At 60.8% G+C, this 22,159-nt stretch carries 20 protein-coding genes and 1 pseudogene; 2 read left to right on the top strand and 19 right to left on the bottom strand.

The features are described 5' to 3' along the window. Positions 1-69: 69 nt before the first annotated feature. The 15 genes and pseudogenes from nrfD to iorA all read right to left on the bottom strand — a co-directional run bounded on the left by nrfD (position 70) and on the right by iorA (position 16,992). Complete coding sequence (gene nrfD / locus K419_RS0112485; protein WP_051293015.1) at positions 70-1,107, bottom strand: NrfD/PsrC family molybdoenzyme membrane anchor subunit; 1,038 nt, start codon at positions 1,105-1,107, stop codon at positions 70-72. Then, positions 1,104-1,898 (bottom strand): 4Fe-4S dicluster domain-containing protein, encoded by a 795-nt coding sequence (locus tag K419_RS0112490; RefSeq protein WP_026841893.1) that lies wholly within the window; start codon positions 1,896-1,898, stop codon positions 1,104-1,106. Before K419_RS0112490 ends, nrfD begins: the two co-directional genes overlap by 4 nt. A gap of 1 nt (position 1,899) precedes the next feature. Beyond that, positions 1,900-5,166 (bottom strand): formate dehydrogenase, encoded by a 3,267-nt coding sequence (fdh, locus tag K419_RS0112495; protein ID WP_084154221.1) that lies wholly within the window; start codon positions 5,164-5,166, stop codon positions 1,900-1,902. Between the two features lie 298 nt (positions 5,167-5,464). Further along, positions 5,465-5,797, bottom strand: coding sequence for a c-type cytochrome (locus K419_RS0112505; RefSeq protein ID WP_026841896.1), 333 nt, complete (start codon positions 5,795-5,797; stop codon positions 5,465-5,467). Between the two features lie 90 nt (positions 5,798-5,887). Beyond that, positions 5,888-7,189: a phenylacetate--CoA ligase family protein gene (locus K419_RS0112510; protein WP_026841897.1), complete on the bottom strand. Its 1,302-nt coding sequence runs from the start codon at positions 7,187-7,189 to the stop codon at positions 5,888-5,890. Between the two features lie 228 nt (positions 7,190-7,417). After that, positions 7,418-8,161 carry an ABC transporter ATP-binding protein gene (locus K419_RS0112515; RefSeq protein ID WP_026841898.1) on the bottom strand — a complete coding sequence of 248 codons (744 nt, stop codon included), beginning with the start codon at positions 8,159-8,161 and terminating at the stop codon, positions 7,418-7,420. Positions 8,162-8,266: 105 nt separating this feature from the next. Then, on the bottom strand, positions 8,267-9,019 hold the full coding sequence (locus K419_RS0112520; RefSeq protein ID WP_012530619.1) for an ABC transporter ATP-binding protein: 753 nt from the start codon (positions 9,017-9,019) through the stop codon (positions 8,267-8,269). Next, on the bottom strand, positions 9,012-9,974 hold the full coding sequence (locus tag K419_RS0112525) for a branched-chain amino acid ABC transporter permease (RefSeq protein ID WP_026841899.1): 963 nt from the start codon (positions 9,972-9,974) through the stop codon (positions 9,012-9,014). The genes K419_RS0112520 and K419_RS0112525 overlap by 8 nt, the downstream gene beginning before the upstream one ends. Before the next feature lie 44 nt (positions 9,975-10,018). Continuing rightward, positions 10,019-10,903, bottom strand: a complete 885-nt coding sequence (locus tag K419_RS0112530) for a branched-chain amino acid ABC transporter permease (RefSeq protein ID WP_026841900.1) — start codon at positions 10,901-10,903, stop codon at positions 10,019-10,021. A 9-nt stretch (positions 10,904-10,912) separates the two neighbouring features. Then, positions 10,913-12,052, bottom strand: coding sequence for an ABC transporter substrate-binding protein (locus K419_RS0112535; protein ID WP_026841901.1), 1,140 nt, complete (start codon positions 12,050-12,052; stop codon positions 10,913-10,915). A gap of 43 nt (positions 12,053-12,095) precedes the next feature. After that, positions 12,096-12,509, bottom strand: a pseudogene (locus K419_RS0112540) (ABC transporter substrate-binding protein); the annotation flags it as partial. Between the two features lie 233 nt (positions 12,510-12,742). After that, positions 12,743-13,174, bottom strand: a complete 432-nt coding sequence (locus K419_RS0112545) for an ACT domain-containing protein (protein ID WP_026841903.1) — start codon at positions 13,172-13,174, stop codon at positions 12,743-12,745. 10 nt (positions 13,175-13,184) lie between these two features. Beyond that, a complete protein-coding gene (locus tag K419_RS0112550; RefSeq protein WP_026841904.1) occupies positions 13,185-14,489 on the bottom strand; it encodes a phenylacetate--CoA ligase family protein in 1,305 nt (434 codons plus the stop codon). Between the two features lie 170 nt (positions 14,490-14,659). Beyond that, positions 14,660-15,241: an indolepyruvate oxidoreductase subunit beta gene (locus tag K419_RS0112555; protein WP_026841905.1), complete on the bottom strand. Its 582-nt coding sequence runs from the start codon at positions 15,239-15,241 to the stop codon at positions 14,660-14,662. Then, on the bottom strand, positions 15,238-16,992 hold the full coding sequence (gene iorA / locus K419_RS0112560; protein WP_026841906.1) for an indolepyruvate ferredoxin oxidoreductase subunit alpha: 1,755 nt from the start codon (positions 16,990-16,992) through the stop codon (positions 15,238-15,240). Before iorA ends, K419_RS0112555 begins: the two co-directional genes overlap by 4 nt. 333 nt (positions 16,993-17,325) lie before the next feature. Here iorA and K419_RS0112565 point away from each other — a divergent pair, with 333 nt between their 5' ends. Beyond that, entirely contained in the window at positions 17,326-17,661 is a 336-nt protein-coding gene (locus K419_RS0112565; RefSeq protein WP_026841907.1) for a phage holin family protein, read from the top strand. Here K419_RS0112565 and K419_RS0112570 read toward each other — a convergent pair. Then, positions 17,658-18,314 carry a methyltransferase gene (locus K419_RS0112570; protein WP_026841908.1) on the bottom strand — a complete coding sequence of 219 codons (657 nt, stop codon included), beginning with the start codon at positions 18,312-18,314 and terminating at the stop codon, positions 17,658-17,660. The genes K419_RS0112565 and K419_RS0112570 overlap by 4 nt on opposite strands. Positions 18,315-18,346: 32 nt before the next feature. On the opposite strand from K419_RS0112570, the gene K419_RS0112575 reads away from it, so the two are divergent. After that, complete coding sequence (locus K419_RS0112575; protein ID WP_026841909.1) at positions 18,347-19,234, top strand: DUF72 domain-containing protein; 888 nt, start codon at positions 18,347-18,349, stop codon at positions 19,232-19,234. Between the two features lie 100 nt (positions 19,235-19,334). On the opposite strand, the gene K419_RS0112580 is transcribed toward K419_RS0112575, so the two are convergent. From K419_RS0112580 to K419_RS0112590, 3 genes are all read right to left on the bottom strand, one after another. Then, on the bottom strand, positions 19,335-20,111 hold the full coding sequence (locus K419_RS0112580; protein ID WP_026841910.1) for a tRNA threonylcarbamoyladenosine dehydratase: 777 nt from the start codon (positions 20,109-20,111) through the stop codon (positions 19,335-19,337). Positions 20,112-20,241: 130 nt separating this feature from the next. Beyond that, positions 20,242-20,499, bottom strand: coding sequence for a hypothetical protein (locus K419_RS0112585; RefSeq protein WP_012530632.1), 258 nt, complete (start codon positions 20,497-20,499; stop codon positions 20,242-20,244). A 165-nt stretch (positions 20,500-20,664) separates the two neighbouring features. Then, positions 20,665-22,152, bottom strand: a complete 1,488-nt coding sequence (locus tag K419_RS0112590; protein ID WP_026841911.1) for a TolC family protein — start codon at positions 22,150-22,152, stop codon at positions 20,665-20,667. Positions 22,153-22,159: the final 7 nt, after the last annotated feature.

Genomic DNA, 22,159 nt, shown 5'->3' on the forward strand with positions numbered 1-22,159 from the left:
GGGGTGGGGGCAGGCACTCAGGACAGACAGAGCAACCGCGACAGCCAAGCACGCAAGTCGCCTCCAGATTCACTCTCCCCCCTGCATCCTTCTCCTTTGCGGCCCGATTACTGCCTGAGGCTCCCGCGCCGCATCCTTCCCGGTCTCCAGCAGCGCATACCTGAGACAGATAGCACCGAGCGTTGTGAGAAGGCCGCTTGCCTTCCTCCGGGTCGAAGACTTGGCAGGGATCAGGTCCAGCACCACCCCGGCGACCAGCGCCACCTTCGCCGCGTTCCAGAGTAACCCTCCCCTCCCCTTTTCGAAGCCGTAGACCGCCTCCTTGTTCGCCGGAGTACGCCGTTCCATGGCCACCATGGCGGCTGCTTCTCCAACCTTGCCTACCATGCCGAAGCGCTGCACCACCTTTTCCTCGTGCAGGTTCAAGGGGAGCAACTCCAAGGCGCCGGCGGTGCTGGCTATTGCGGAGGAGATGAAAAGAGGTGGCAGCAGGCGGCGCTTTTCCAGCCAGAGCGGGTTCGCCGTATTGCCCAATAGCACCCCGGTGTAACCTGCGACCATGACGCCTCCAAGGGCGGTTCCGTAACGCACCGAGCTCGGCGCCTTCTTGCCTAAGAGCAGCGACAGTGTCGCCAACATCCCGGTTCCCGCCAGGGACCAGGAACCGACGCTCATGGGGGAGCTAGGACGAAAGACACGCAGCATGTTCAAAAAGCGGGTCATCTTCCCCAGGTCCCAAGTCAAAAGCGCCGGGCCGACGGTCACCCCGGCGCAGGCTAGCAGGCGACACCAGGAGGCCAAAGCGTCAAACCTGCGCTTCCCCGGGAGTGCCGCGGCCAGAACCGCGCAGCCTCCTGCGACCCCTCCCAGATAGAAGTACGCCGGAACCGACCAGATCCAGACCGGTTCCTTCAAAAGCGGCAGTCGATAGTAGTCGGGAAGGCTCTCGGCCGGCCGCGAGGAAATCCGCTGCCATAAGGGTACGATCGATCCCGCGTCCGGTTCCGCCTGCTTTACCCGCTGCTGCGCCCCCTCGCCGGTGAGCATCGCCAAATCCGGGTCCATCTCCCTTCCGATCTTCAAGCCACTGGTCAGAGCCTGGCTCATTTTTTCCCTCCTTCCACGGATCGAACCGCAGCCACCGCGGCAACGAGCATGCCTGCCGCCGCCACCCCCATCGTCCCCCACGAAGCCCCTACTCCCTTGGTCGGCACGGCAGGCTCGGGCGGGAGGTTGTACGCCTCGGGACGATCCAGCAGCAGGAAAAAGGCGTGCAGCCCCCCGGTGCCGGGCTGATCGTCGTCCGTCATCCCGTAAAGGTACGCCTCGTGGACCCCGCGGCTGTGCAGCAGCTCCAGGCGTTTGCGGGCTATTTCGCGCAGTTCGTCCAGTTTTCCGAAGGTGATGGAATCGGTGGGACAGGCCTTGGCGCAGGCGGGCTCCCCTCCGGTCTTCTGGCGGTCGTAGCACAAGGTGCATTTCCAGGCGCGGCCGTCGTCCTCGCGGCGGTTGATCACCCCGAAGGGGCAGCAGACCACGCAATAGCCGCAGCCGTTGCAGACGTCTGGCTGCACGTACACGCTCTCGAACTCGGTCCGGACGATGGCGCCGGTCGGGCAAGCCTCCAGGCATCCTGCGCGTTTGCAGTGTTTGCAGACGTCGGACATGAGAAGCCAGGAGAACGGGCGCGCCGTTATCTGGCCGCTTAACTGAAGGGAGCGCTCCACGAAGGCCACATGCCTCCATGTGGTGGCTTCCAGGTGGATGGTGTTGTCGTAGGAGCGGCCGCTGAAGAAGTTTCCGTCGGCTGGGAGCTGGTTCCACTGTTTGCAGGCGACCTCGCATGCCTTGCAGCCGATGCAGACGCTGGTGTCGGTGAAGAAACCGGTAGCTGTCATGTCACGCCTCCTCCGTCAGTTCGGTCTTTCCTGCCTTAAGGCCGTGCTTTCCTCCCGGCTTTTCCTGCACCGGCGGGTGGTCGCGCTCGGGGCCACCCGAGTCCGACTCGTTAAGGGGGCCCCCGGCTGCAGCCCGTCTATCGCTTCGTTTGCGGCCGGCGATGACCTGTACCGAGAAGGCCTTCGATTCCTCTATGCTGACGTTGGGGTCGGCGATGAAGGCGGTGAGTTCATTGGCGGCGTTCCCTCTGGAGCGCCCGACGTAGCTCCAGTGATAGGGGATTCCCACTGTATGCAGCGTAGTGCCGTTCTGCACGTAGGGTTGCATGCGTTCGGTCACCAGCACCCGTGCCTCGATTTCTCCCCGCATGGTGCTGATCGTGGCCCAGCCCCCGTTTTTGAGCCCTCTCAGTTCGGCCAGTTCCGGCGAGACCTCGATGAACATCTCGGGCTGCAGCTCGCAAAGCCAGGGGAGCCAGCGGCTCATCCCTCCGGCGGTGTGGTGCTCGGTGAGCCGGTAGGTCGTGGCGATGAAGGGATAGCGCGAGTCTCCCCACGCCTTGTGGTAGGGGTTGTCACGCCGCACCCATTCCATGCGCGCGGGGTTGCATTGCTGGCCGTAAAGCGGGTTCTTGAGCACAGACTCTTCGGGCTCGTAATGGGTCGGGAGCGGGCCGTCCAGAAGGCCGCTCGGATCGTAGAGCCACCCCTTCCCTTCCGCCTGCATGATGAATGGGTCTATCCCTGAGAGTGTGTCTATCCCCTTGGCGTCAGGGGACGGGCGGTAGTCGGGCGGGCGGTTGACGATGAAGTCAGGGGTGTCGTAGCCGGTCCACTTCTTTTGCTCCTCATCCCACCAGATGTACTTTTTGCGCTCCGACCACGGTTTCCCCTCCAGATCTGCGGAAGCCCTGTTGTAGAGGAGGCGCCGGTTGTCGGGCCAGGCCCATCCCCACTCCGGCGCGACCCAATTCTGTTCGCTCGCCGGCTTGCGCCGGGCCGGTTGATTCACGCCGTCCTTGTAACAGCCGCAGTAGATCCAGCAGCCGCAGATCGTGGTCCCGTCGCTTTTCAGCTCCTTGTAGCCCGATATGTATTTCTGTTCGCTTGAATCGTAGCCGTTGATCTCCGCCAGCACCTGTTCGGCCTCGGGCTCTTCTATCGCCCCCTTGCTCCCGTAATCCCAGGTGAGGTCGCGGATGGCGCGGTCCTTGGAGTCGGTGGAGTCGCGGTAAAGCTCCTTGAGCCGCCGCCCCAGGTGCCAGATGAAGTGCAGATCGGAGCGGCAGTCGCCAGGCGGTTCCACCGCCTTGTGCCGCCACTGCAGCAGCCGTTGCGTGTTGGTGAAGGTACCTTCCTTCTCGGTGTGGGCCGCGCAGGGGAAGAAGAAGACCTCGGTGGCGATGTCGGTTGTCTTGATCTCCCCAGAGGCAATTTCCGGGGCCTTACGCCAGAATTCGGCCGTCTCGGTCGGGGCGAAATCGTTCACCACCAGCCATTTCAGCTGGCGGAGGCCTTTGCGCTGCAGCGCCGTGTTCATGGAACCCACAGCCGGGTTCTCACCCATGACGAAATACCCCTGCACGAAGCCGTCGGCCATGGCGGCGACGGTGACCATGTGGGAATGGTCGCCGGTTATGTGCGGCAGATAGTCGTAGCACCACTGGTTTTCAGCCGTGGCCGCGGGTCCGTACCAGGCCTTGAGCAAGGAGACCATGTACTTTGGGAATTCGCTCCACCACCCCGAGGCCGATTCGTTGAATTCGATGTATTTCTGAAGGTCGGTGTCGTAGGACGCTTTCGGCATGGGGAGGTATCCGGGAAGCATGTTGTAGAGGGTGGGGATGTCCGTGGAGCCTTGAATGGAGGCGTGCCCCCTGAGCGCCATGATGCCGCCGCCGGGCCGGCCGATGTTTCCCAAGAGGAGTTGGATGATGGCGGCGGTGCGTATGTACTGGACCCCGACCGTGTGCTGGGTCCAGCCGACGGCGTAGCAAATGGCGCTGGTCCTTTCCCGCCCGGAGTTGTCGCAGAGCGCCCGCGCCACCTTCTCGAAGAGTGCCTTCGAGATGCCGCACGCATCTTCGACCACTTCGGCGGTGTAGCGCGAGAAGTGACGCTTGAGTATCTGGAAGACGCATTTGGGATCGGTCAGGGTGTAGTCGTGCTTTTCCGCGGCTATGATGGCGCCGCGCTCGGCACGCGGCTCCCCGCTGAACATCTCCCTGTGCCCGGCTGCCGGCGAGACCTCGACCCCCTCGTACTGCCAGGAGGCCGGGTCGTACTGCCCTTTTTCTACGTCCCAGCCGCTGAACAGGCCGTCCAGGTCCTCGGTGTCCTGGAAATCCTTGGAGATGAGGGCGGCCGCGTTGGTGTAATTGACGACGTAATCCTTGAACCAGAGATCGTTGCTGATGATGTAGTTGACGAGCGCGCCCAGGAAGGCGATGTCGCTCCCGGCTCGGATCGGGACGTGGATGTCGGCGACGGCGCTGGTGCGGGTGAAGCGCGGGTCGATGTGGATTATGGTCGCCCCTCTGCGTTTGGCTTCCATGACCCAGCGAAAGCCGACCGGGTGGCATTCGGCCATGTTGGAGCCTTGGATCAGGATGCAGTCTGCATGTTGCAGATCCTGCTGGAAGGTGGTGGCGCCTCCCCTGCCGAAAGAGATCCCCAGACCGGGGACCGTGGAGGAATGTCATATTCGGGCCTGGTTCTCGACCTGGACCATCCCCAGCGAGCAGAACAGTTTCTTGATCAGGTAGTTCTCCTCGTTGTCGAGGGTGGCGCCGCCAAGGTGTGCGATACCCAGCGTGCGCCTTAACAGGTGCCCGTTCTTATTCTGCTCCTCCCAGGTTTCGTCTCGTGTCTTTTTCACCCGGTCGGCGACCATCTCCATCGCCTTTTGCAGCGGCAGCTCCTCCCATTTGGTGCCATACGGGCGGCGATACAGGACCTTCTTGACTCTGTGGGTGCCGGCGACCAGTTGAGAGCTGGCCGATCCCTTCGGGCAGAGGGCACCTAAGGAGATGGGGGAATCGTAGTCACCCTCGATGTCCATGATCTTGCCGTCTTTGACGTAGACCTTCTGGCCGCAGCCGACGCCGCAGTATGGGCAGACCGAATCGACCACCCTGTCGGCATCCGCCGTGCGCGGCTTGAGCGCGCGGGTTCTTTCCGACATGGCCGACTCTCCCAGGCCCGCAGGATCCCGTTCGGCTATCTGCCGGAGAGCCGGCCATTTACGCAGCGACCATTTCTTGGACATGGGCACGCTCCTTCTTAATCTAAGGTGAAAAACATTAGTGGTGTTTAACATCCCGTAGATAAAAGTCAATTAGCCCAGGCAAGTTTGGTTAGAGCGCCGTCCTCCCTTTCTCATTGGATTTTGCCTGTGAAAGTATAAGTCCTGCCCCCTCTCGTTTCACCTCGTTTCCTCCTTCCCCCAGCGGGAAAGGGTCGGGGTGGGGGAAGATGCCACTTCAGCGCAATTGTGAGCCGGACGCAAAAAAGCACCTGAGGACAGAGCCCGCAGGTGCTTTTTAAATTGAGTTTGTGGTTTTGGTCTACTTGAACGTGGTCAAGATGTACTTCGCGATGGCGGTGGCCTCTGCATCGGGCACTGCTTTGGCGTCGAACTTGGTCATGCCCGCGCCGGGGTTGCGCATCTTGGCGACGATGTCCTTCTCGCTCTTTATGCCGTGGCCCGCCAGCGATTTCTTGCTGAGCGTCTTGTCAGGCCTTATGATGTTTCCCCCTTTGGGGTGGCATGCGACGCAGTGCTGGTCGAATTTCGCCTTGGCATCGATCTTTTCGGCTTTCTTTGCCGCACAGATTCCAGGAGCGGCCATCACAGCCAGGGACAGTACCGATACCGAGACAATAACCAACTTCTTCATATGATTCCTCCTTGTGAGGGCAATGCCCTTTGAGTATTCATCCTCTCCTGATTGAGCTGATCTGTCAGGCAAGGTGGAACCAATGCTAGTCTAGATTTTTCTATTGTCAATGACTCTGGAGGCTTTACCTTCGGCCCTCGGTATGCTGTTAGGCTCAACCAGTTTCACCACGGCACCAACTCCGAGCACTGAGTCAATGCGGCGCTCTACGTTGTCTAGGAAAGCCTTCTGCAGCTTCATCTCGTCGAAGAAGATGTTCTCGGTCACCTCTATCCTGATCTCCAGGGTATCCAGCGCTCCCTTGCGGTCGACCACCAGCTGGTAGTGCGGCTGGCACCCTTCTACGGCGAAGAGGACGTCCTCGATCTGAGACGGGTAGACGTTCACGCCCTTGATGATCAGCATGTCGTCGGAGCGCCCCATGGTCTTCTTCATGCGCACCGTGGTCCTGCCGCAGTCGCACTTGGTGTAGTCGAGCGAGGTGATGTCGCGGGTGCGGTAGCGGACCATCGGGAACGCTTCCTTGGTGAGCGAGGTAAGCACCAGTTCGCCGATGCTTCCCGGCGGGAGCGTCTTGCCGGTGTCCGGGTCGATGATCTCGGCCAAGAAGGCGTCCTCGGAGATGTGCATGCCGCACTTGCACTGGCATTCGCCGGCAACGCCCGGTCCGATCACCTCGGAAAGCCCGTAGTTGTCCGTGGCCGAGATGCCGAGCCTGCTCTCGATCTCGCGTCGCATCGCCTCGGACCAGGGTTCGCCGCCGAAGAGCCCCACCTTGAGGCAGAGGCTCTTGGGATCGATTCCCATCTTCTCCATGCGCTCCGCTATGGTCACCGCGTAGCTAGGCGTCGAGACCAGGGCCGTGGTGCGGTAGTCCTGCATGATCATGATCTGCTTTTCGGTGTTCCCTGCGCCCATCGGGATGACCGAGGCGCCGATCATCTCCGAGCCGTAATGGAGGCCGAAGGCGCCGGTGAAGAGGCCGTAGCCGAAGGCGATCTGCACCACGTCGTCGTGGTTGACGCCGGCAGCAGTCATGAAGCGCGCCACCAGGTTGGACCAGACCTTCACGTCCTGCTTGGTGTAGCCGACGACGGTGGGCTTGCCGGTGGTGCCGCTGGAGGAGTGGATGCGCACCACCTCCCGAAGCGGCACCGCGAACATGCCGTAGGGATAGTTGAGGCGCAGGTCCTCCTTCGTGGTGAAGGGAAGCTTCGAGAGGTCGGCGAGGGATGTGACATCCTCGGGGACAATTCCCAGTTCCTTGAACTTGTTCCGGTAGCAGGTGACGTTTTTGTACACGCGGTTGAGGCTAGCCTGGAGGCGCTCCAACTGGAGTTGCTCCATCTCCTCGCGCGGCATGCATTCGTAATCCGGATCCCAAATTGACATAAGCCCTCTCTTTAAACCAATTGACGTCTAAAACCAACGTCTAGAACCAATTGATAATTGACAATTGACAATTGACGATTAAACCCGAATGAATCAATTCCATGTATTACTTCAAAAATTGACGGTTAAAGCATTGTTAAATAACAGCTAGTACATGGCAGCGTGGAGAAGTTGGAAAGTGGGTTTTGCGTTGTCAATTGTCAATTGTCAATCGTCAATTGCCGTTCCTCATCGTTCCCAAATTTCCTTCTTATCACGCCCGAGGTAGGCGCGCTGCACATCCTTGTTTTCCAGAAGCTCGGTGGCCTTTCCTTCGAGGATAACCTTGCCTGTCTCCAGCACGTAGCCGCGATCGGCGACCTTGAGGGCGGCGCGGGCATTCTGCTCTACCAGCAGGATGGAGGTCCCCTCTTCTTCCCTCAACATCCGGATGACCTTGAAGATGTCCTGCACCACCAGCGGCGCTAACCCCATGGAGGGCTCGTCCAATAGGAGCAGCTTCGGGCGCGCCATGAGCGCCCGGCCTATGGCGAGCATCTGCTGCTCTCCGCCGGACAAGGTGCCGGCGGCCTGCCGCCTGCGCTCCTTAAGCCGCGGGAACATCTGGAACATCCGCTCCAGGTCCTCCGAAATCTCCTGCCTCTGCCCTCCCATGCGGTAGCGCAGATATGCGCCAAGCTCCAGGTTTTCCTCTACTGTGAGCGGGTTGAAAACCTGCCGCCCCTCGGGGACCTGCGAGAGCCCCAGCGATACCACCCGGTCGGCAGCGAGTCCGGCGATGTTCTTTCCTTCCAGCACCATTTCGCCGCTCGCGGTCGGAATAATGGCGGACAAGGTGTTGAGGAGCGTGGTCTTGCCGGCACCGTTCGCGCCGATGAGGGTGACTATCTCGCCGCGGTTCAGGTGCAGCGACACGTTCTTCAGCGCGTGGACCTTGCCGTAATAGGCGTTTATGTTCTTGATCTTGAGCATTACTATTCCATTTCCTTAGGCCGGGTTGTCCATCTTCCCTAGCCCAGAGGGAGAGGATAAAGACTCGGTTTTTCTCAATCTTTATCTTTATCTTTATCTGGTTTACTACTCCTCGCCCAAATAAGCGGTGATGACAGCCTGGTTGTCCTGGATCTCTCTCGGGGTCCCCTCTGCCAGCATGGTGCCGAGGTTCAAGACCACGAGCTGGTCGCAGATGTCCATCACCAGGTCCATGTCGTGCTCGACGAGCGCCACGGTGATACCCAGATCGCGGATCCTCTTGATCAGGTCGGCAAGCTCCGCGGTCTCGCTGCTGTTAAGCCCCGCTGCCGGCTCGTCCATAAGGAGTAGCTTCGGCTCTAGCGCCATGGCACGGGCGATCTCCAAAAGCCGTCCCTTGCCGAAGGGAAGTGTGCCGGCCTCGACATCGGCCAACTCGGGGATACCGACGAATTCCAGCAGCTCTTGGGCACGGGCGCGGATGCGCTTCTCCTCCCCCATCTGCCACGGCATCCTGAAGGCGCAGGCGAACATCCCGGACTTGCTCTGGGTGTGCAGGCCGACCATGACGTTCTCCAGCACGGTCATCTTGCCGAAGAGCTCGATGTTCTGGAAGGTCCGGACCAGGCCCAGATGGGCGCGACCCTCGGGAGGGAGCTTGGAGATGTCTTTTCCCTCCAATAGCACCGCGCCGCATGACGGCGGATAGATCCCGGTCGCGATGTTGAAGAGCGTGGTCTTGCCGGCGCCGTTGGGGCCGATGATCCCGGTGATGGAACCTTTGCCGACGTTGAAGGAGATCCCGTCCAAGGCGGTGAGACCGCCGAACCGCTTCCCTATGCCGTTCAGGTTAAGCATTGGCCCCCTCCTTCGCCTTCTTCGGGGTGAGGCGCCTGAAGAGAGCGGGCACGCCTTTTACCAGCCCGCCCGGCATGTAGATGGTCATGACGACGAGCAACAAGCCGTAGACGATGATGTCGTAATCGTTGAAGGTCCGCAGTATCTCCGGCAGCATGGTCAAAAGCAGCGCCCCAAGGATGGAGCCGTATACGCTCCCAAAGCCGCCGATGACGATCATGGTCAAAAGCTCCACCGAGGTGTTGAAGCCGAACGAGGTGGGCGAGATAAAGGTCATGACGTGGCAGTAGAGGCTACCCGCTATGGCCGAGATGAAGGCGGAAAGGGTGAAAACCTGCACCTTCATCAGCCTGGCGTTGACCCCCATCACCCGCGCAGCGACCTCGGAATCGTGGATGGCGCGCAGCCCGCGGCCGAAGCGGGAGTTGACCAGGTTGAGCGAAAGCAGGATCATGACCAGCGCGAAGCCCCAGACCAGGTAGTAGTTCTTCAGGTCGGTGTCGAAGGTGAAGGAGCCGATTGCGAGGTTCGGGATGCCGGATAGGCCGGAGGGGCCGCCGGTCAGGTCGACCGTCTCGTTGAAGGCGATGTTGGCGATGACGCCGACGCCGAGGGTGGCCATGGCAAGGTAGTGACCCTTGAGGCGCAGCACCGGGAAACCGATGGCGAAGGCGAAGGCTGCGACCGCAAGCGCGACCACGACCATGGCGACCCAGGGGTTGAAGGCGTAGACCGAAGTCAGCACGCCCGAGCCGTAGGCACCCAGGCCGAAGAAGGCAGCCTGGCCGAGCGAGATCTGCCCGGCGAAGCCCAGCAGCAGGTTGAGACCCAGCGCGAGGATGCTGTTGACCCCGACGAAGACGAGGACGTTGGTTAGGTAGCTTCCGGAGAGAGGCAAGGGGGCGAGGAGCACCGCCAGGCAGAAAGCGAAGAATTTGAGTTTGTCCGATTTCAAAATTGAACCTTATCCAGCAGAAGATCGATACCAAAAAACAACTGTTACACCCTATCGGTTTCACCCTTTTTGAAGAGCCCCTGAGGACGGATGAAAAGGATGAGGAGCAGGATTAAGAAGGCGATGGCGTCCTTGTAGCCGGAGGAGATGAGCCCGGCGCCCAAAGATTCCAGCGCCCCCAGGATCAGGCCGCCTAAAACGGTCCCCAGGCCGCTTCCCATCCCCCCCATGATGGCGGCGCAAAACCCCTTCAGGCCCAGCATCACGCCGACGTCGTAAGCCGTCATGGTGAGCGGCGCTATGATGACGCCTGCCAAAGAGCCCACGGCTGCGCTGATGACGAAGGAGAAAAGCACCATCCTGCCGACGCTGACGCCGACCAGGTTCGCGGCGCGCGGGTTGAAGGAGCAGGCGCGCATCGCCTTGCCGCTGATGGTGTGGTGGAAGAAGAGCCGGCAGCCGACGATGACGAGGATGGTGACGCCGAAGATCCAGAGATGCTGCGGCAGTAGCGTCGCCCCAGCAACGGAGATGGGATCGTTCCCCGAAAAGGCCGGGAGCGCCTGGGTGTCCTTGCCCCAAAGGAGCATCACCAAGCCGCGGATCAGGATGCTGGCGCCGATGGTGATGATGATGAGCGCGAGCGGGGTGGCGTTTTTGAGCGGCCTGATGGCAAGCCGCTCAAAAACAAGCCCGATGACGGTGGTCCCCGCAACGGCGGCGCAGATCGCAGCCAGAAGCGGGAGTTGCAGCGCGTTGATGCAGAGTATGGTAAGCACTCCGCCGAGCATGACGAACTCACCCTGGGCGAAGTTGATGATGCCGGTGGAGTTGAATATGATCGCGAAGCTGAGGCCAATCAGGGCGTAGATGGCGCCGGTGGCGAGCCCCGATATGACGAATTGCGATACCTGATTTAAAAGCTCCATGAATCCTCTTTACTTGACCAACACCCAGTCTTTTTTGCGGACTTCAACCAGGGTGAATGCCTCTTTCGTCAGGCCGGCGTGGTCCCTGGGCGAGAAGTTGAAAACGCCGCCGATGCCGGCGAAGTTGCGGGTTGTTTCGAGCGCGTTGCGGATACCGGCAGGGGTGTCCCCTCCCCGCTCGATGGCGCCTTTGAGAAGCATGACCGCATCCCAGGCGTGGCCGCCGAAGTGGTCGCCCTCGGCCTTGTAGTGGTTCTGGTAGTCCTTGATGAAGGAAAGGAGCGAAGCCTTCTGCTTGTCGTTTTTCGGCAGCAGGTCGGCGACGAGCACCTTCCCGGAGGGGAGCCTGATACCGTCTGCCGCGTCCCCGGCCAGCACGATGAATTTCTTGGAGGAAACGCCGTGGCTCATGTAGAGCGGGATCTTGAGGCCGAGCTGCTTGGCGTTTCTTGCCACCACGGCGGGACCGGGGTTGGTGCCCCAGCAGATCACCGCCTGCGCCTGCGACCCGCGGATCTTGGTGAGCTGCGCGGTCATGTCGGTGTCCTTCGGGCCGTAGGTGTCGTCGGAAAGGATCTGGATGCCGTAGACCTTCGCCTGGGCCTTCAACTGCTCGCGCCCCGAAGAGCCGAAGCCGTCGGAGACGGTGAGTATTGCCACCTTGGTCTTTTTCTCTTTTTTCAGCTGCTCATAGATCCTGGCGACGGCGAGCCCGTCGTTCTGGGCCGTCTTGAAAACCCACTTTTTCACCGGCTCGGTGATCTTGCTCCCGGCAGCACAGGAAATGAGCGGGATCCCGGCCTTCTCGACCACCGGGATGATGGCCATGCTGTCGCCGGTGGTGCTGGGGCCGATGATGGCGACCACCTTGTCGTTCTTGATCAGCTTGTTGGCAAGCTGCACCGCCTTGGTGGTGTCACCGACGGTGTCGTAGGTGATCAGCTCAATCTTGCGACCTTTTATGCCGCCTGCCTTGTTGATCTCGTCGACCACCATCTGGGCGGTGTTGCGCTCAGGCTCCCCCAGGAAAGAGGCGGGCCCGGTCACGGCGAAAAGCCCGCCGATCTTGATGGGAGCGGCGGCATAGGCCACGGTGGAAAGACAGAGCAAGGTAAATAGTGCAAGAGCAGTGGTAATCAGTTTTCTCACGGATATCTCCCCCTTGAAGGAGCGGCAGCATTGCCGCATTAAATCAATGTACGATGACCCAATCGCCTTTATCGATGCGAACCATCTCGAATGCGGAGAGGTCGAGACCGTTGTGGTCTTTAGGGCTCATCTTGAAGATGCCGGACACCCCGACCATGCTCCCACCCTTCTCTATGCCGTCGCGGATCTGCGCCGGGGTGACGGCCCCCTTCTTCACAGTAGCGGCGATCAAATGGAAGCCGTCGTAGGCGTAGCCGCCGAAGGTGGAAGCCTCGACGCCGTAGGCCTTCTTGTAGGAGTCGTTGTACTCCTTGAGGAGCTTCGCCTGCGGGTCGGTCTTCTTCAAGAGGTCGAATACGGCGAGCTTGCCGGCAGGGAGCATGACCCCCTGAGCGGCCTGGGCGCTGGCGAGCTCGATGTACTTCTTGGAGGCGACGCCGTGGCTTTGATAGAGCTGGGCCCCACCAGAATCTTTCTCATCTTCCCCCCTGAAAAGATGTTTCAGTCGAACCGCTACCAAAAGCACTACAGAGCAAGACCGGTTAGCCCACTTCCGGCGGCGTTTTTTCTCTGGTTCCCAAGCTCCAGCTTTGCACCAGACGGAAGCCGGAGCTTAGCACAGGCCTTGCGTTCCCAAGGTGGACCTTGGGAACGAGATCAAATCCCATTTTTCAAAGCGGGACTTCTCAATTACATGCTGTACAGCCGGTCGCCCGGCAGCACGTTGAAGCTCTTGGCGGTGAGCGCCTCGATCGCCTTCTGCGTCTCGTCGAAGCGGAAGATCATCACCGCGTTCTCGCCGCAGCGCTCGACGAAGGCGTACATGTACTCGACGTTGATGCCGCCTGCGTCCAGCACCTGGAGGATGTCGGCGAGCCCGCCGGGGCGGTCCGGGATCTCTACGGCTACCACCTCGGTCTTGCTGACCGTGAAGCCGCGATCCTTCAGCACCGACTTCGCCTTCTCGGCGTCGTTGACGATGAGGCGCAGGATCCCGAAATCCGAGGTATCCGCCAGGGAAAGGGTGCGGATGTTGACTCCGGCATCGCCCAGGATGCGGGTCACCTCTGCCAGACGTCCGAACTTGTTTTCGATGAATATGGAGATCTGTTCTACGTACATGGTATCCCCCTTAGGCTTTGTTCCTGTTGTCGATGACCCTCTTGGCCTTGCCTTCGCTGCGGATGATGCTCTTGGGTTCCACGAGCCTTACGCGGCAGGTGACCCCCAGCATTTCCTTGATCTGCTTCTCGATCTTCGTGGAGAGCGCCTGGAGATGCTTGATCTCGTCGGAGAAGATGTTCTCGCCCACCTCGACCTGCACTTCGAGCGTGTCCAGGTTGTCCTTTCTGTCCACGATGAGGACGTAGTGCGGCTCGACCCCTTCGACCCCCATGAGGATCGCCTCGATCTGCGACGGGAAGACGTTGACGCCGCGGATGATCAGCATGTCGTCGCTTCTTCCGCTCATGCGGGCGATGCGTGCGTGTGTTCTGCCACAGATGCAGGGCTCGTAGGTGATGGAGGTGATGTCGCGGGTCCGGTAGCGGATGAGCGGAATTCCTTCCTTGGTGATGGTGGTGATGACCAGCTCACCCTTCTGCCCTTCGGGAAGCACTTCTCCGGTCTCGGGGTTGATGATCTCGGGGATGAAGTGGTCCTCCCAGACGTGGAGCCCCTTTTTCGCCTCGCAGCACTCGATGGCGACGCCGGGTCCCATGATCTCGGAGAGGCCATAGATGTCGACCGCGGAGAGGTTCAGCTTCTCCTCGATGTCGAGGCGCATCGCCTCGGACCAGGGCTCCGCGCCGAAGATGCCGACCTTGAGCTTCAGGTCGCGGAAGTCGATCCCCTCTTCCTTGGCGGCCTCCGCCATGTATAGCGAGTAGGAAGGGGTGCAGGTGAGGACGGTGGAACCGAAGTCCTGCATGATCATGATCTGCTTCTTGGTGTTACCCCCGGACATCGGGATGACCGACGCCCCCAGCCGCTCGGCGCCGTAATGCGCGCCCAGGCCGCCGGTGAAGAGGCCGTAACCGTAGGAGTTGTGAATGATGTCGCCCTTGTGCACCCCGGCGGCTACAAACGAGCGGGCCATCAACTCGCTCCAGGTGTCGATGTCCTTCTGGGTGTAGCCGACCACCGTGGGTTTGCCGGTGGTGCCGGAAGAGGCGTGGATGCGTACGATGTCCTCCATCGGCACCGCGAAGAGGCGGTACGGGTAGGAGTCGCGCATGTCCTGCTTGTAGGTGAAGGGGAGCCGGGCCAGGTCCGCCAGGGACTTTATGGAATCGGCGTTGACTCCCGCCTTGGCCAGCGACTCCTTGTAGAAGGGGACGTTTTGTTGAACGCGCGCCACCATCGACTTGAGCCTTTTGAGCTGCAGTGCCTCGATAGCCTCCCTGGGAAGCGTCTCGAACTCCTCGTTGAAGAACATAGCTGACTCCTTAAATCAAAACCTGAAGCTTTACCACAGAGGTCCCGGAGGTTCGCTGAGGTCACGGAGGAAAACGAGAAAAGCTTTGGGGTTAAACCGAGAATCTTTTGGGGTTCCCCTGAGACCTCTGTGCCCCTCTGTGACCTCTGTGGTAATGCTTTTCCTTGTCTTTACCCCAGCGAACGGCCGAGCTGGAACGCCTTGAGGTTCACTGCCAGCGCCTTCTTGGGCACCATCTTCTCGATAGCTTCGAGCCAGTACTTCTCCTCGACGTCGAGTCGCTTGGATACAGCGCCCAGAAGCACGGTGTTCGCGGCGCGGGCGTTGCCGGCCTCGATGGCAATGTTCTGCCCATCGACCAGCAGGCAGTCGGGGCAAAGCTCCTGGATCTTCAGCGCCAGCCCTTCCGGGTACGGCTCCTGCCCCAGGAGCACCGCGGGGGGAGCTATGCAGAGGTCGTTGACGATGACGGTCCCGCCGGGCTTCAAGAGCGACAGGTAGCGGTAGCTCTCCATCAGCTCGAACCCGAAGAGGATGTCCCCCTCCCCTTCGGGAACCATCGGGGAGAAGACCTCTTTGCCGTAGCGCACGTGAGAGACGACGGAGCCCCCCCTCTGGGACATGCCGTGGATCTCGCTCTTCTTGACGTCGAATCCAGCCAGCATGAAGGTCTCGGAAAGGATCTCGGCGGCAAGCAGGATGCCCTGGCCGCCCACGCCCACCAGGAGGATGTTGGTTATCTTGTCGCTCATTTCGCCTCCTGAATCGCAGAGAACTTGCACAGCTGCCTGCAGACGTCGCAACCGTTGCACAAAAGCGGATCGATCTTGGCTTGGCCCTTCTTGCCGCTGGAGGGGACCCACTCGATGGCCGGGCAGCCGATCTTGAGGCAGGCGCGGCAGCCGATGCAGCTATCCTCGGCGACGGCAAGCGGCTTGCCCGGGGTGAAGACCCCTTCCTTCTTGATGAGGACGCACGGCTTGTCGGTGATGATGACCGAGGTCTCGGGGCGCTCCATCTCTTCTGCGATCACCCTCTGGCACTCGTCCAGGTCCAGCGGGTTGATGGTGCGGATGTTCTTCACGCCGATCGCCTGACAAAGCATCGGGAAATCGATGGCGTTGGTCGGCTCGTTCATGAGGGTGTGGCCGGAACCGGGGTTTTCCTGGCGGCCGGTCATGGCGGTGATCCTGTTGTCCAGGATGATGACCGTCGCGGCCCCCTTGTTGTAGACCATGTCCATGAGGCCGTTGATGCCGGTGTGGAGGAAGGTCGAGTCGCCGATCACGGCCACCACCTTTTTCCTCTCCTCCGGGGGGAGCACCTTGGCTGCACCGGTCGCCATGCCGATGGAGGCGCCCATGCAGACGCAGGTGTCCATGGCGGAAAGAGGCGGCATGAAGCCCAGCGTATAGCAGCCGATATCGCCGGAGACGTAGGCGTTCAGCTGTTTCAGGGTGTAGAACACGCCGCGGTGCGGGCAGCCCGGGCACATGTTGGGGGGGCGCCCCGGGAGTTTCTCCACGGTCCCCTGTGCGTTCTCTGGAAGACCGAAGGCTTTCCTGACCCGGCCCGGGGTGAGCTCGCCGCAAAGGGAGATGATCTCTTTGCCGGTCACCGGGATGCCGATTGCTTTCACCTGGTCCTCGATGAAGGCGTCGAGCTCCTCGACCACGTAGAGCTTGTCCACCTTGGAGGCGAACTCGCGGATCAGGTCGAAGGGAAGCGGGAACACCATGCCGAGCTTCAACACCGATGCCTCGGGGAGCGCCTCGCGCACGTGCTGGTAGCTGATGCCCGCGGTGATGACGCCGATCTTCTTGTCGCGCAGCTCCATCCTGTTGATGGACATGGAACACCCTTCCTTGGAGAGCGTGGTGATCCGGTCCTCGACGACGTAGTGCCGCCCGCGGGCGTTGCCCGGGAGCATGACGAACTTGGCGGCATTGCGCGCCAGTTTCGGCTCGGCTATGGCGGCGACCCTCTCGCCCAGCGTCACCACCGACTTGCTGTGCGAGATGCGGGTGGTGGTGCGGAGCATGACCGGGGTGTCGTGACGCTCCGAGATCTCGTAGGCGAGCTTGGTGAACTCAAGGCATTCCTGCGAATCCGCCGGCTCCAGCATCGGGATCTTGGCGAACTTGGCGTAGTTGCGGCTGTCCTGTTCGTTCTGGGAGGAATGGAGCTCGGGGTCATCGGCACAGATCAGCAGGAGCCCGCCGTTGACGCCGGTGTAGGAAAGGGTGAAAAGAGGATCGGCTGCTACGTTGACGCCGACGTGCTTCATGGTGACCAGGGAGCGGGCGCCGACGAAAGAGGCGCCGATGCCGACTTCCAGCGCGACCTTTTCGTTGGTGGCCCAGGAGGAGTCTATCTCCTGGTACCGGATCGTGTTTTCCAGGATCTCTGTGGAGGGGGTACCAGGGTAAGCACAGGCAACTTTCACCCCTGCCTCGTAAGCACCCCTGGCAATGGCTTCGTTGCCGGAAAGTATTTCCTTCATGCGGATCTATACCTCATAGGGTTAATAAAGTGGGTCGGCGAAATATACTAGAGTATTGGGGGGACTGTCAACTGCTTTATAGGTTAGCGTTAACGGTTAAATCCTGTAAAGACAAGAGGTTGCGGCATAATTAGGGCGCGTTACCTTCTCTTTTCATTATATTCAGGCCGCAGTTGTAGTTCGTGTTTGCGGTAAGAGTGAACAATGTTTTGAGAAGATCAAACGAAAGGGTTGCCTGCGCGGGGGGCTGTTGGTAGCGAGGGAATGTTTGGTACACTAGGCGGGGTTTTAATTTTCGACTCAAACAGATCGTTTTATACAGGGAGGATCATCATGACACTACTGATTAAGTGGCTGGTCAATGCTCTCGCCATCGGCATCACCGCTTATCTGCTGCCGGGTGTGGCGGTATCCGGGTTCTTCGCCGCGCTCGTCACCGCACTGGTGCTGGGCTTGGTCAACATCCTCATCAGACCCCTGTTTCTGCTCCTCACCTTGCCCATCAACATCCTCACGCTCGGTTTGTTCACACTGGTCGTCAACGCGCTGATGATAATGCTGGTCGCGGCCATCGTCCCCGGCTTCACCGTCAGGGGGTTCTGGTGGGCGCTTCTGTTCGGCCTGGTGCTCGCGGTCGTCAACTACATCCTTAACGTCATCTTTTTCTAGAGCGGTTCCCCCAGCAGCAGGCGGTTCTTCGGCGTGATGTCGCCGGGGATGGTCTGGGTGTAGACCCGGTACCCATGCGCCCGAAGACGCGCGGCCCTGGTGACGTCGACGGCGAGCGGGCCATCCAGCCACCCCTGCAATCCCCCTTGGTCGGCACGGTCCAAGTCGTGGCAACAGGGGAGCACGGCGACGCGGCACCTGGCGGCAACGGCCCGCTCCAATACCAGGTCGGTCAAAGAGCCACAGGCATGGGCGGAGACCACCAGGTCCTCGGGGGCAAGCGGCAGAAGGTTCAGGTCCTGCTCCTTAAAGCTCAGTTTCCCGGAGAGGAGTGGCCAGTCGGCTTGGAGTTCACGGGACAACAGCTCCGCGCTTGCCGGGATGCGGAGGTCGACGGCGAGCGCGGACGTTAGGTCGCGGTCGAGGATCAGCAGGATCTGGGCGAGCAGCCCGTGTCCCGCGGCTAGATCCACCACCCTCCCCCCTTGGAAGCGGCGGTGCACCCGGCGTGCCACCTCCCAGGCCTCGTACAGTTCCTTTCTGGGGAGGCATCCTGCGCGGCAAACGGCGCGGGCGATGCGGTCGAAGAGCGTGTCACCGGCAAAGCGCGGCAACAGGTGCGGGGTCAGGCGGTTCTTGGATGATCGATCCATGGAGTTCCTTAAATCATTCGGAGGTGCAGCGCATGTCCCCAGGCAGCATCCGCATAGGGACCTGTTCCTGGACGGAGAAAAGCCTCGTCGAAGGGGGGCTCTTTTATCCCCACGGCGCCAGCACGCCCAAGTCGCGCCTCAAGTTCTACGCCAGCCGGTTCGACACGGTCGAGATAGAGAGCAGCTACTACCAGATCCCTACCCTGGAGATGGCCCTGGCTTGGGCCGAACGCACCCCCGACCGATTCCTGTTCCACGTAAAGGCCTACGGCGCCCTCACCGGACACAACGTAGATCCCGGCAGGCTCTCTCCGGAACTGCGCCAGATGCTTCCCGAGGAGGACCGGGGCAAGGAGGATGTGCACGTCTCGGACCCCGCGGCGCTTAGGGCGATGGCAAAGGCCATGACCGAGGCGCTCGTTCCGCTCAAGGAGGCGGGGAAGCTCGGCTTCATCATCTTCCAGTTCCCCCCTTGGTACGGCTACAAGAAAGAGAACCGGGAGTATCTGCTCTACTGCAAGGAATTGATGGCGGGGCACCCGATAGCGGTGGAGTTCCGGCACGGCAGCTGGCTTACCAGCCGCAACCGGGAAGAACTCTTCGCATTCCTGCGGGAGCACAAGATCACCTACATCACCTGCGACGAGCCGCAGTTGGGGACGCTGGCCACAGCCCCCTTCCGCCCCGAGGCCACCACCTCGGTCGCCTACCTGAGGCTGCACGGCAGGAGCGCCGAAGATTGGCAGGCCCGCGCCACGGCCGCGGAGGAATATCTCTATACGGAGCCCGAGCTGAGGATGATAGCGGCCGAGGCCCGGCGTCTGAGCGCGAAAGCGAGGCTCACCTTCGTCATGTTCAACAACTGCCGCTGCGGCTGCGCCGTGAAGAACGCGCTGAGAATGAGGGAGTTGTGCGGATGAGGGAGGCGCCACCTTTGGTAAAGGTAAAGCTGCAATAAACAAAATGCCCGAGAGGAACCGCCCCCTCGGGCATTTGTTTTACATTCACGATTGCTGCCGGCTAGCTCGTCGTTCCCGCCAGAAGGTCGTTCACGACGACGCCCGCCATGGTGAGCCCGAAGATGGAGGGGATGAAGGATACGCTTCCCAGGATGACGCGGCGGTGCTCGCAGGAGAACTTCTGCTCATCCTTGTTGGGGCAGATGCAGTTCCCCTTGCAGCCACCGTCCTTTATCAGCTGCTCGCGGTACTCCTCGGTGGAAAAGACCACCTTCACGCCGGTCTCGATCCCCTGCTTCTTCAAGAGCTTCCTGACCGAGCGCGCCATGCGGCACTTGTTGGTCTGGGAGATGTCGGCCACCCCGATTTTCGTCGGATCGAGCTTCGCCGCGGCTCCCATGCTGGAGATGATGGGGATGTTACGCTCCCGGCAGGTGCGGATCAGGTGCAGCTTGCTGGTGATATGGTCGATGGCGTCGACGACGTAATCGTAGCCGTCGGCGAGAAGGAAATCGCTGTTCTCGGCGGAGTAGAAATCCTGGTAGGGGACGATCTCGGCCTTGGGGTTGATATGGCGCATGCGCTCGGCCATGACCTGGGCCTTGGCCTTGCCGACGGTGCCGTCCATGGCGTGCAGCTGTCGGTTCACGTTGGTGAGGCAGATCTCGTCGAAGTCAACGATGACCAGGCGGCCGACGCCCGCCCGGCAGAGTGCCTCGGCTGCGTAACTGCCTACCCCGCCCAGCCCGAAGATGGCGACGGTGGATTCGGCGAGCTTGTTGAGGCCCTGAGGGCCTATGAGGAGTTCGGTGCGGGAAAAACGGTGCAGATTCGACATGTTTACTTTGCCCTTGAAGCTTGCGTATTTGATCCGACGGCCCCCGGCTGTGGGCCACGCGACTGGCAAAGTATCGCATAGGTGGGTCGAAAGTTGGAAGCGAAACTTTCATTATAAAAGGACGCCGAGCTCAGCGGCGCGGCAAGGGGTTCCCCGACTCGGTACGGATCCGTTCGAATCCCTCTTCACGTGCCACCTGCTCGTCGTAGGTGTAGAAGATGGCGTAACTGCTCCCTACGCCGTGCGGGTCCAGCTTGATCCCCTTCTCGTCCCAGCGTTTGAACAGGGCCAGGTTCTCTTCGAAGTTCTGGATCAGGTCACCGATAGTTCTGGCGCCGACGGCTGTGAACTTGATCGGATGTACATGCTCATAGCGCAATCCCGACATAGCTACCTCCTGCACCAAATTAATGACGGTTAATTGTATCGGGGATTTAAGCGGGAGGCAAACCTTTTGTAAAAAGAAGGGATCTTTGTGGAATAGTGGGAGACTGCCGGCCTGAGACAACCGGCAATCTTGGCGTCGGAAATTATGACAGAGAAACCGTCACCGTTACTTCAACCTGTCGTAAAGCGGGTCGGCCTGCTTGTCGGTGACGCGGATCCCCTGGCGGTCCAGGATCTCGCCGGTCACCCGCCAAAGCTGGGTAATGGAGTTGTTGTAATCCACGAGGGCCTGGATCTCGTTCCCCTTGGCGGTGACCAGATCGTTTTCCACGTCGAAGACGTCCTTGGTGGTGGCAAGGCCTACCGCCTGCCGCTTCTCGAAAGCCCGCAGCCTGTCCTCGGCATAAGCCCTACCCCGGTTGGTAACCTCGATCTGCTTGTAGTTCGCCGTTACCTGACGAATCGCCGCTTTTACGTCCCGCGCCACCCCCACTTCGAGACTCTGCAGCTGGGCCGTGGACTGCTCCAGGGCGAGCTTGCTCCTGATGTAGCTGTTCTCGGCGGCGCGGTTCCCCAGCGGGAAGCTGAACTGCAGGCCGATGCCCCAGTTGGGGTCCTCGACGGTGGCGGTCTTCTCCAGTCCACGCAGGAAGCGGCGGTCGAACCCGCCCATCCCGGCGCTGGCGTTCAGGGAGAGATCGGGAAGCGTCTGGTTCCGCGCCACGCGCTGCTGCAGGTCGTTGGTGCGTACCACGGCCCGCTGCAAGGCGAGTTCGGAGCGATTGACGAGCGCCGTGGTCAGGGCGGCATCTTCGGCGACCTGGTACGGTTCGCGCGTAGGCGTGTCCGCAACGACGATCTCGGCGCCGATAGGGAGCTGCAGGCTCGTCCTCAGCACGTCCATCTGGTCCCTTACCCCTCTTTCTGCGTCTATCACTTCTTTTTCGCGCGTCGCCACCTGGAACTCGGCGTTCAGGATCTCCATGGCGGGAAGAACGCCTGCCTTCACGCGTCCCTGGGTATCTGCCAGTATCCGCTGTGCCAGCGCGAGCGAGTTCTTTTTCACCAGGAGCACCTCGCGCAGGTTGTAGAGCTTGAAGTAGTCGCTGCGTATCTGGGCCACAGTGTCGCTCAAACGGGTCTTGAACCTCTCGATCGACTCCTCCTTGGCGAGGCGCGAGACGTTGATCTGGAGCTCCGTAGCCTCTTGGCCGAAATTTCTCAGCAGCGGCTGGTTGAGGGTCAGGGAGACGCCGTTGGAATAGTACTTATTGAAAGAGCTGTCGACCCAGCCGCTTTCGGCGGTCAGCCCGACGACGGTCCCGGTCGGCAGCAGCTGGCTCACCCCGGCGCTGACCGTGGCCTGGTCGATCGCCTGGGGACGGAAGGTGAGCGTATTGTTGCTGTTGGTGCGGTTGTAGTTTGCGCCCAGGGTGAGGAGCGGATCGTAAATGCCGAGGGTACGGCGGATGTCTGCCTCGGCCATGGCGGGATTGTAGAGTTCGACCTTGAGGTCCAGGTTTCTCTCGAAACCGAGCAAGATGGCGTCTTTCAGCGTCAGGTTGACCGTGGGTTCCTGGGCGAATCCGGAGCCGGCCATACCAAGGAGCAGGCAAAGGGCGGCAGCGGCGGTCGTTTTGGCGGTTCTCTTCATGGCTACG

The sequence above is a fragment of the Citrifermentans bremense R1 genome (assembly GCF_000426865.1).
In the GTDB taxonomy this organism is placed as follows: Bacteria; Desulfobacterota; Desulfuromonadia; order Geobacterales; family Geobacteraceae; genus Geomonas; species Geomonas bremensis.

Bases quoted from the DNA above. Each gene is read 5' to 3' on its own strand.
- nrfD (WP_051293015.1), bottom strand. From the start codon at position 1,107: ATGAGCCAGGCTCTGACCAGTGGCTTGAAGATCGGAAGGGAGATGGAC.
- K419_RS0112490 (WP_026841893.1), bottom strand. From the start codon at position 1,898: ATGACAGCTACCGGTTTCTTCACCGACACCAGCGTCTGCATCGGCTGC.
- K419_RS0112505 (WP_026841896.1), bottom strand. From the start codon at position 5,797: ATGAAGAAGTTGGTTATTGTCTCGGTATCGGTACTGTCCCTGGCTGTG.
- K419_RS0112510 (WP_026841897.1), bottom strand. From the start codon at position 7,189: ATGTCAATTTGGGATCCGGATTACGAATGCATGCCGCGCGAGGAGATG.
- K419_RS0112515 (WP_026841898.1), bottom strand. From the start codon at position 8,161: ATGCTCAAGATCAAGAACATAAACGCCTATTACGGCAAGGTCCACGCG.
- K419_RS0112520 (WP_012530619.1), bottom strand. From the start codon at position 9,019: ATGCTTAACCTGAACGGCATAGGGAAGCGGTTCGGCGGTCTCACCGCC.
- K419_RS0112530 (WP_026841900.1), bottom strand. From the start codon at position 10,903: ATGGAGCTTTTAAATCAGGTATCGCAATTCGTCATATCGGGGCTCGCC.
- K419_RS0112545 (WP_026841903.1), bottom strand. From the start codon at position 13,174: ATGTACGTAGAACAGATCTCCATATTCATCGAAAACAAGTTCGGACGT.
- K419_RS0112550 (WP_026841904.1), bottom strand. From the start codon at position 14,489: ATGTTCTTCAACGAGGAGTTCGAGACGCTTCCCAGGGAGGCTATCGAG.
- K419_RS0112555 (WP_026841905.1), bottom strand. From the start codon at position 15,241: ATGAGCGACAAGATAACCAACATCCTCCTGGTGGGCGTGGGCGGCCAG.
- iorA (WP_026841906.1), bottom strand. From the start codon at position 16,992: ATGAAGGAAATACTTTCCGGCAACGAAGCCATTGCCAGGGGTGCTTAC.
- K419_RS0112565 (WP_026841907.1), top strand. From the start codon at position 17,326: ATGACACTACTGATTAAGTGGCTGGTCAATGCTCTCGCCATCGGCATC.
- K419_RS0112570 (WP_026841908.1), bottom strand. From the start codon at position 18,314: ATGGATCGATCATCCAAGAACCGCCTGACCCCGCACCTGTTGCCGCGC.
- K419_RS0112575 (WP_026841909.1), top strand. From the start codon at position 18,347: ATGTCCCCAGGCAGCATCCGCATAGGGACCTGTTCCTGGACGGAGAAA.
- K419_RS0112580 (WP_026841910.1), bottom strand. From the start codon at position 20,111: ATGTCGAATCTGCACCGTTTTTCCCGCACCGAACTCCTCATAGGCCCT.
- K419_RS0112585 (WP_012530632.1), bottom strand. From the start codon at position 20,499: ATGTCGGGATTGCGCTATGAGCATGTACATCCGATCAAGTTCACAGCC.
- K419_RS0112590 (WP_026841911.1), bottom strand. From the start codon at position 22,152: ATGAAGAGAACCGCCAAAACGACCGCCGCTGCCGCCCTTTGCCTGCTC.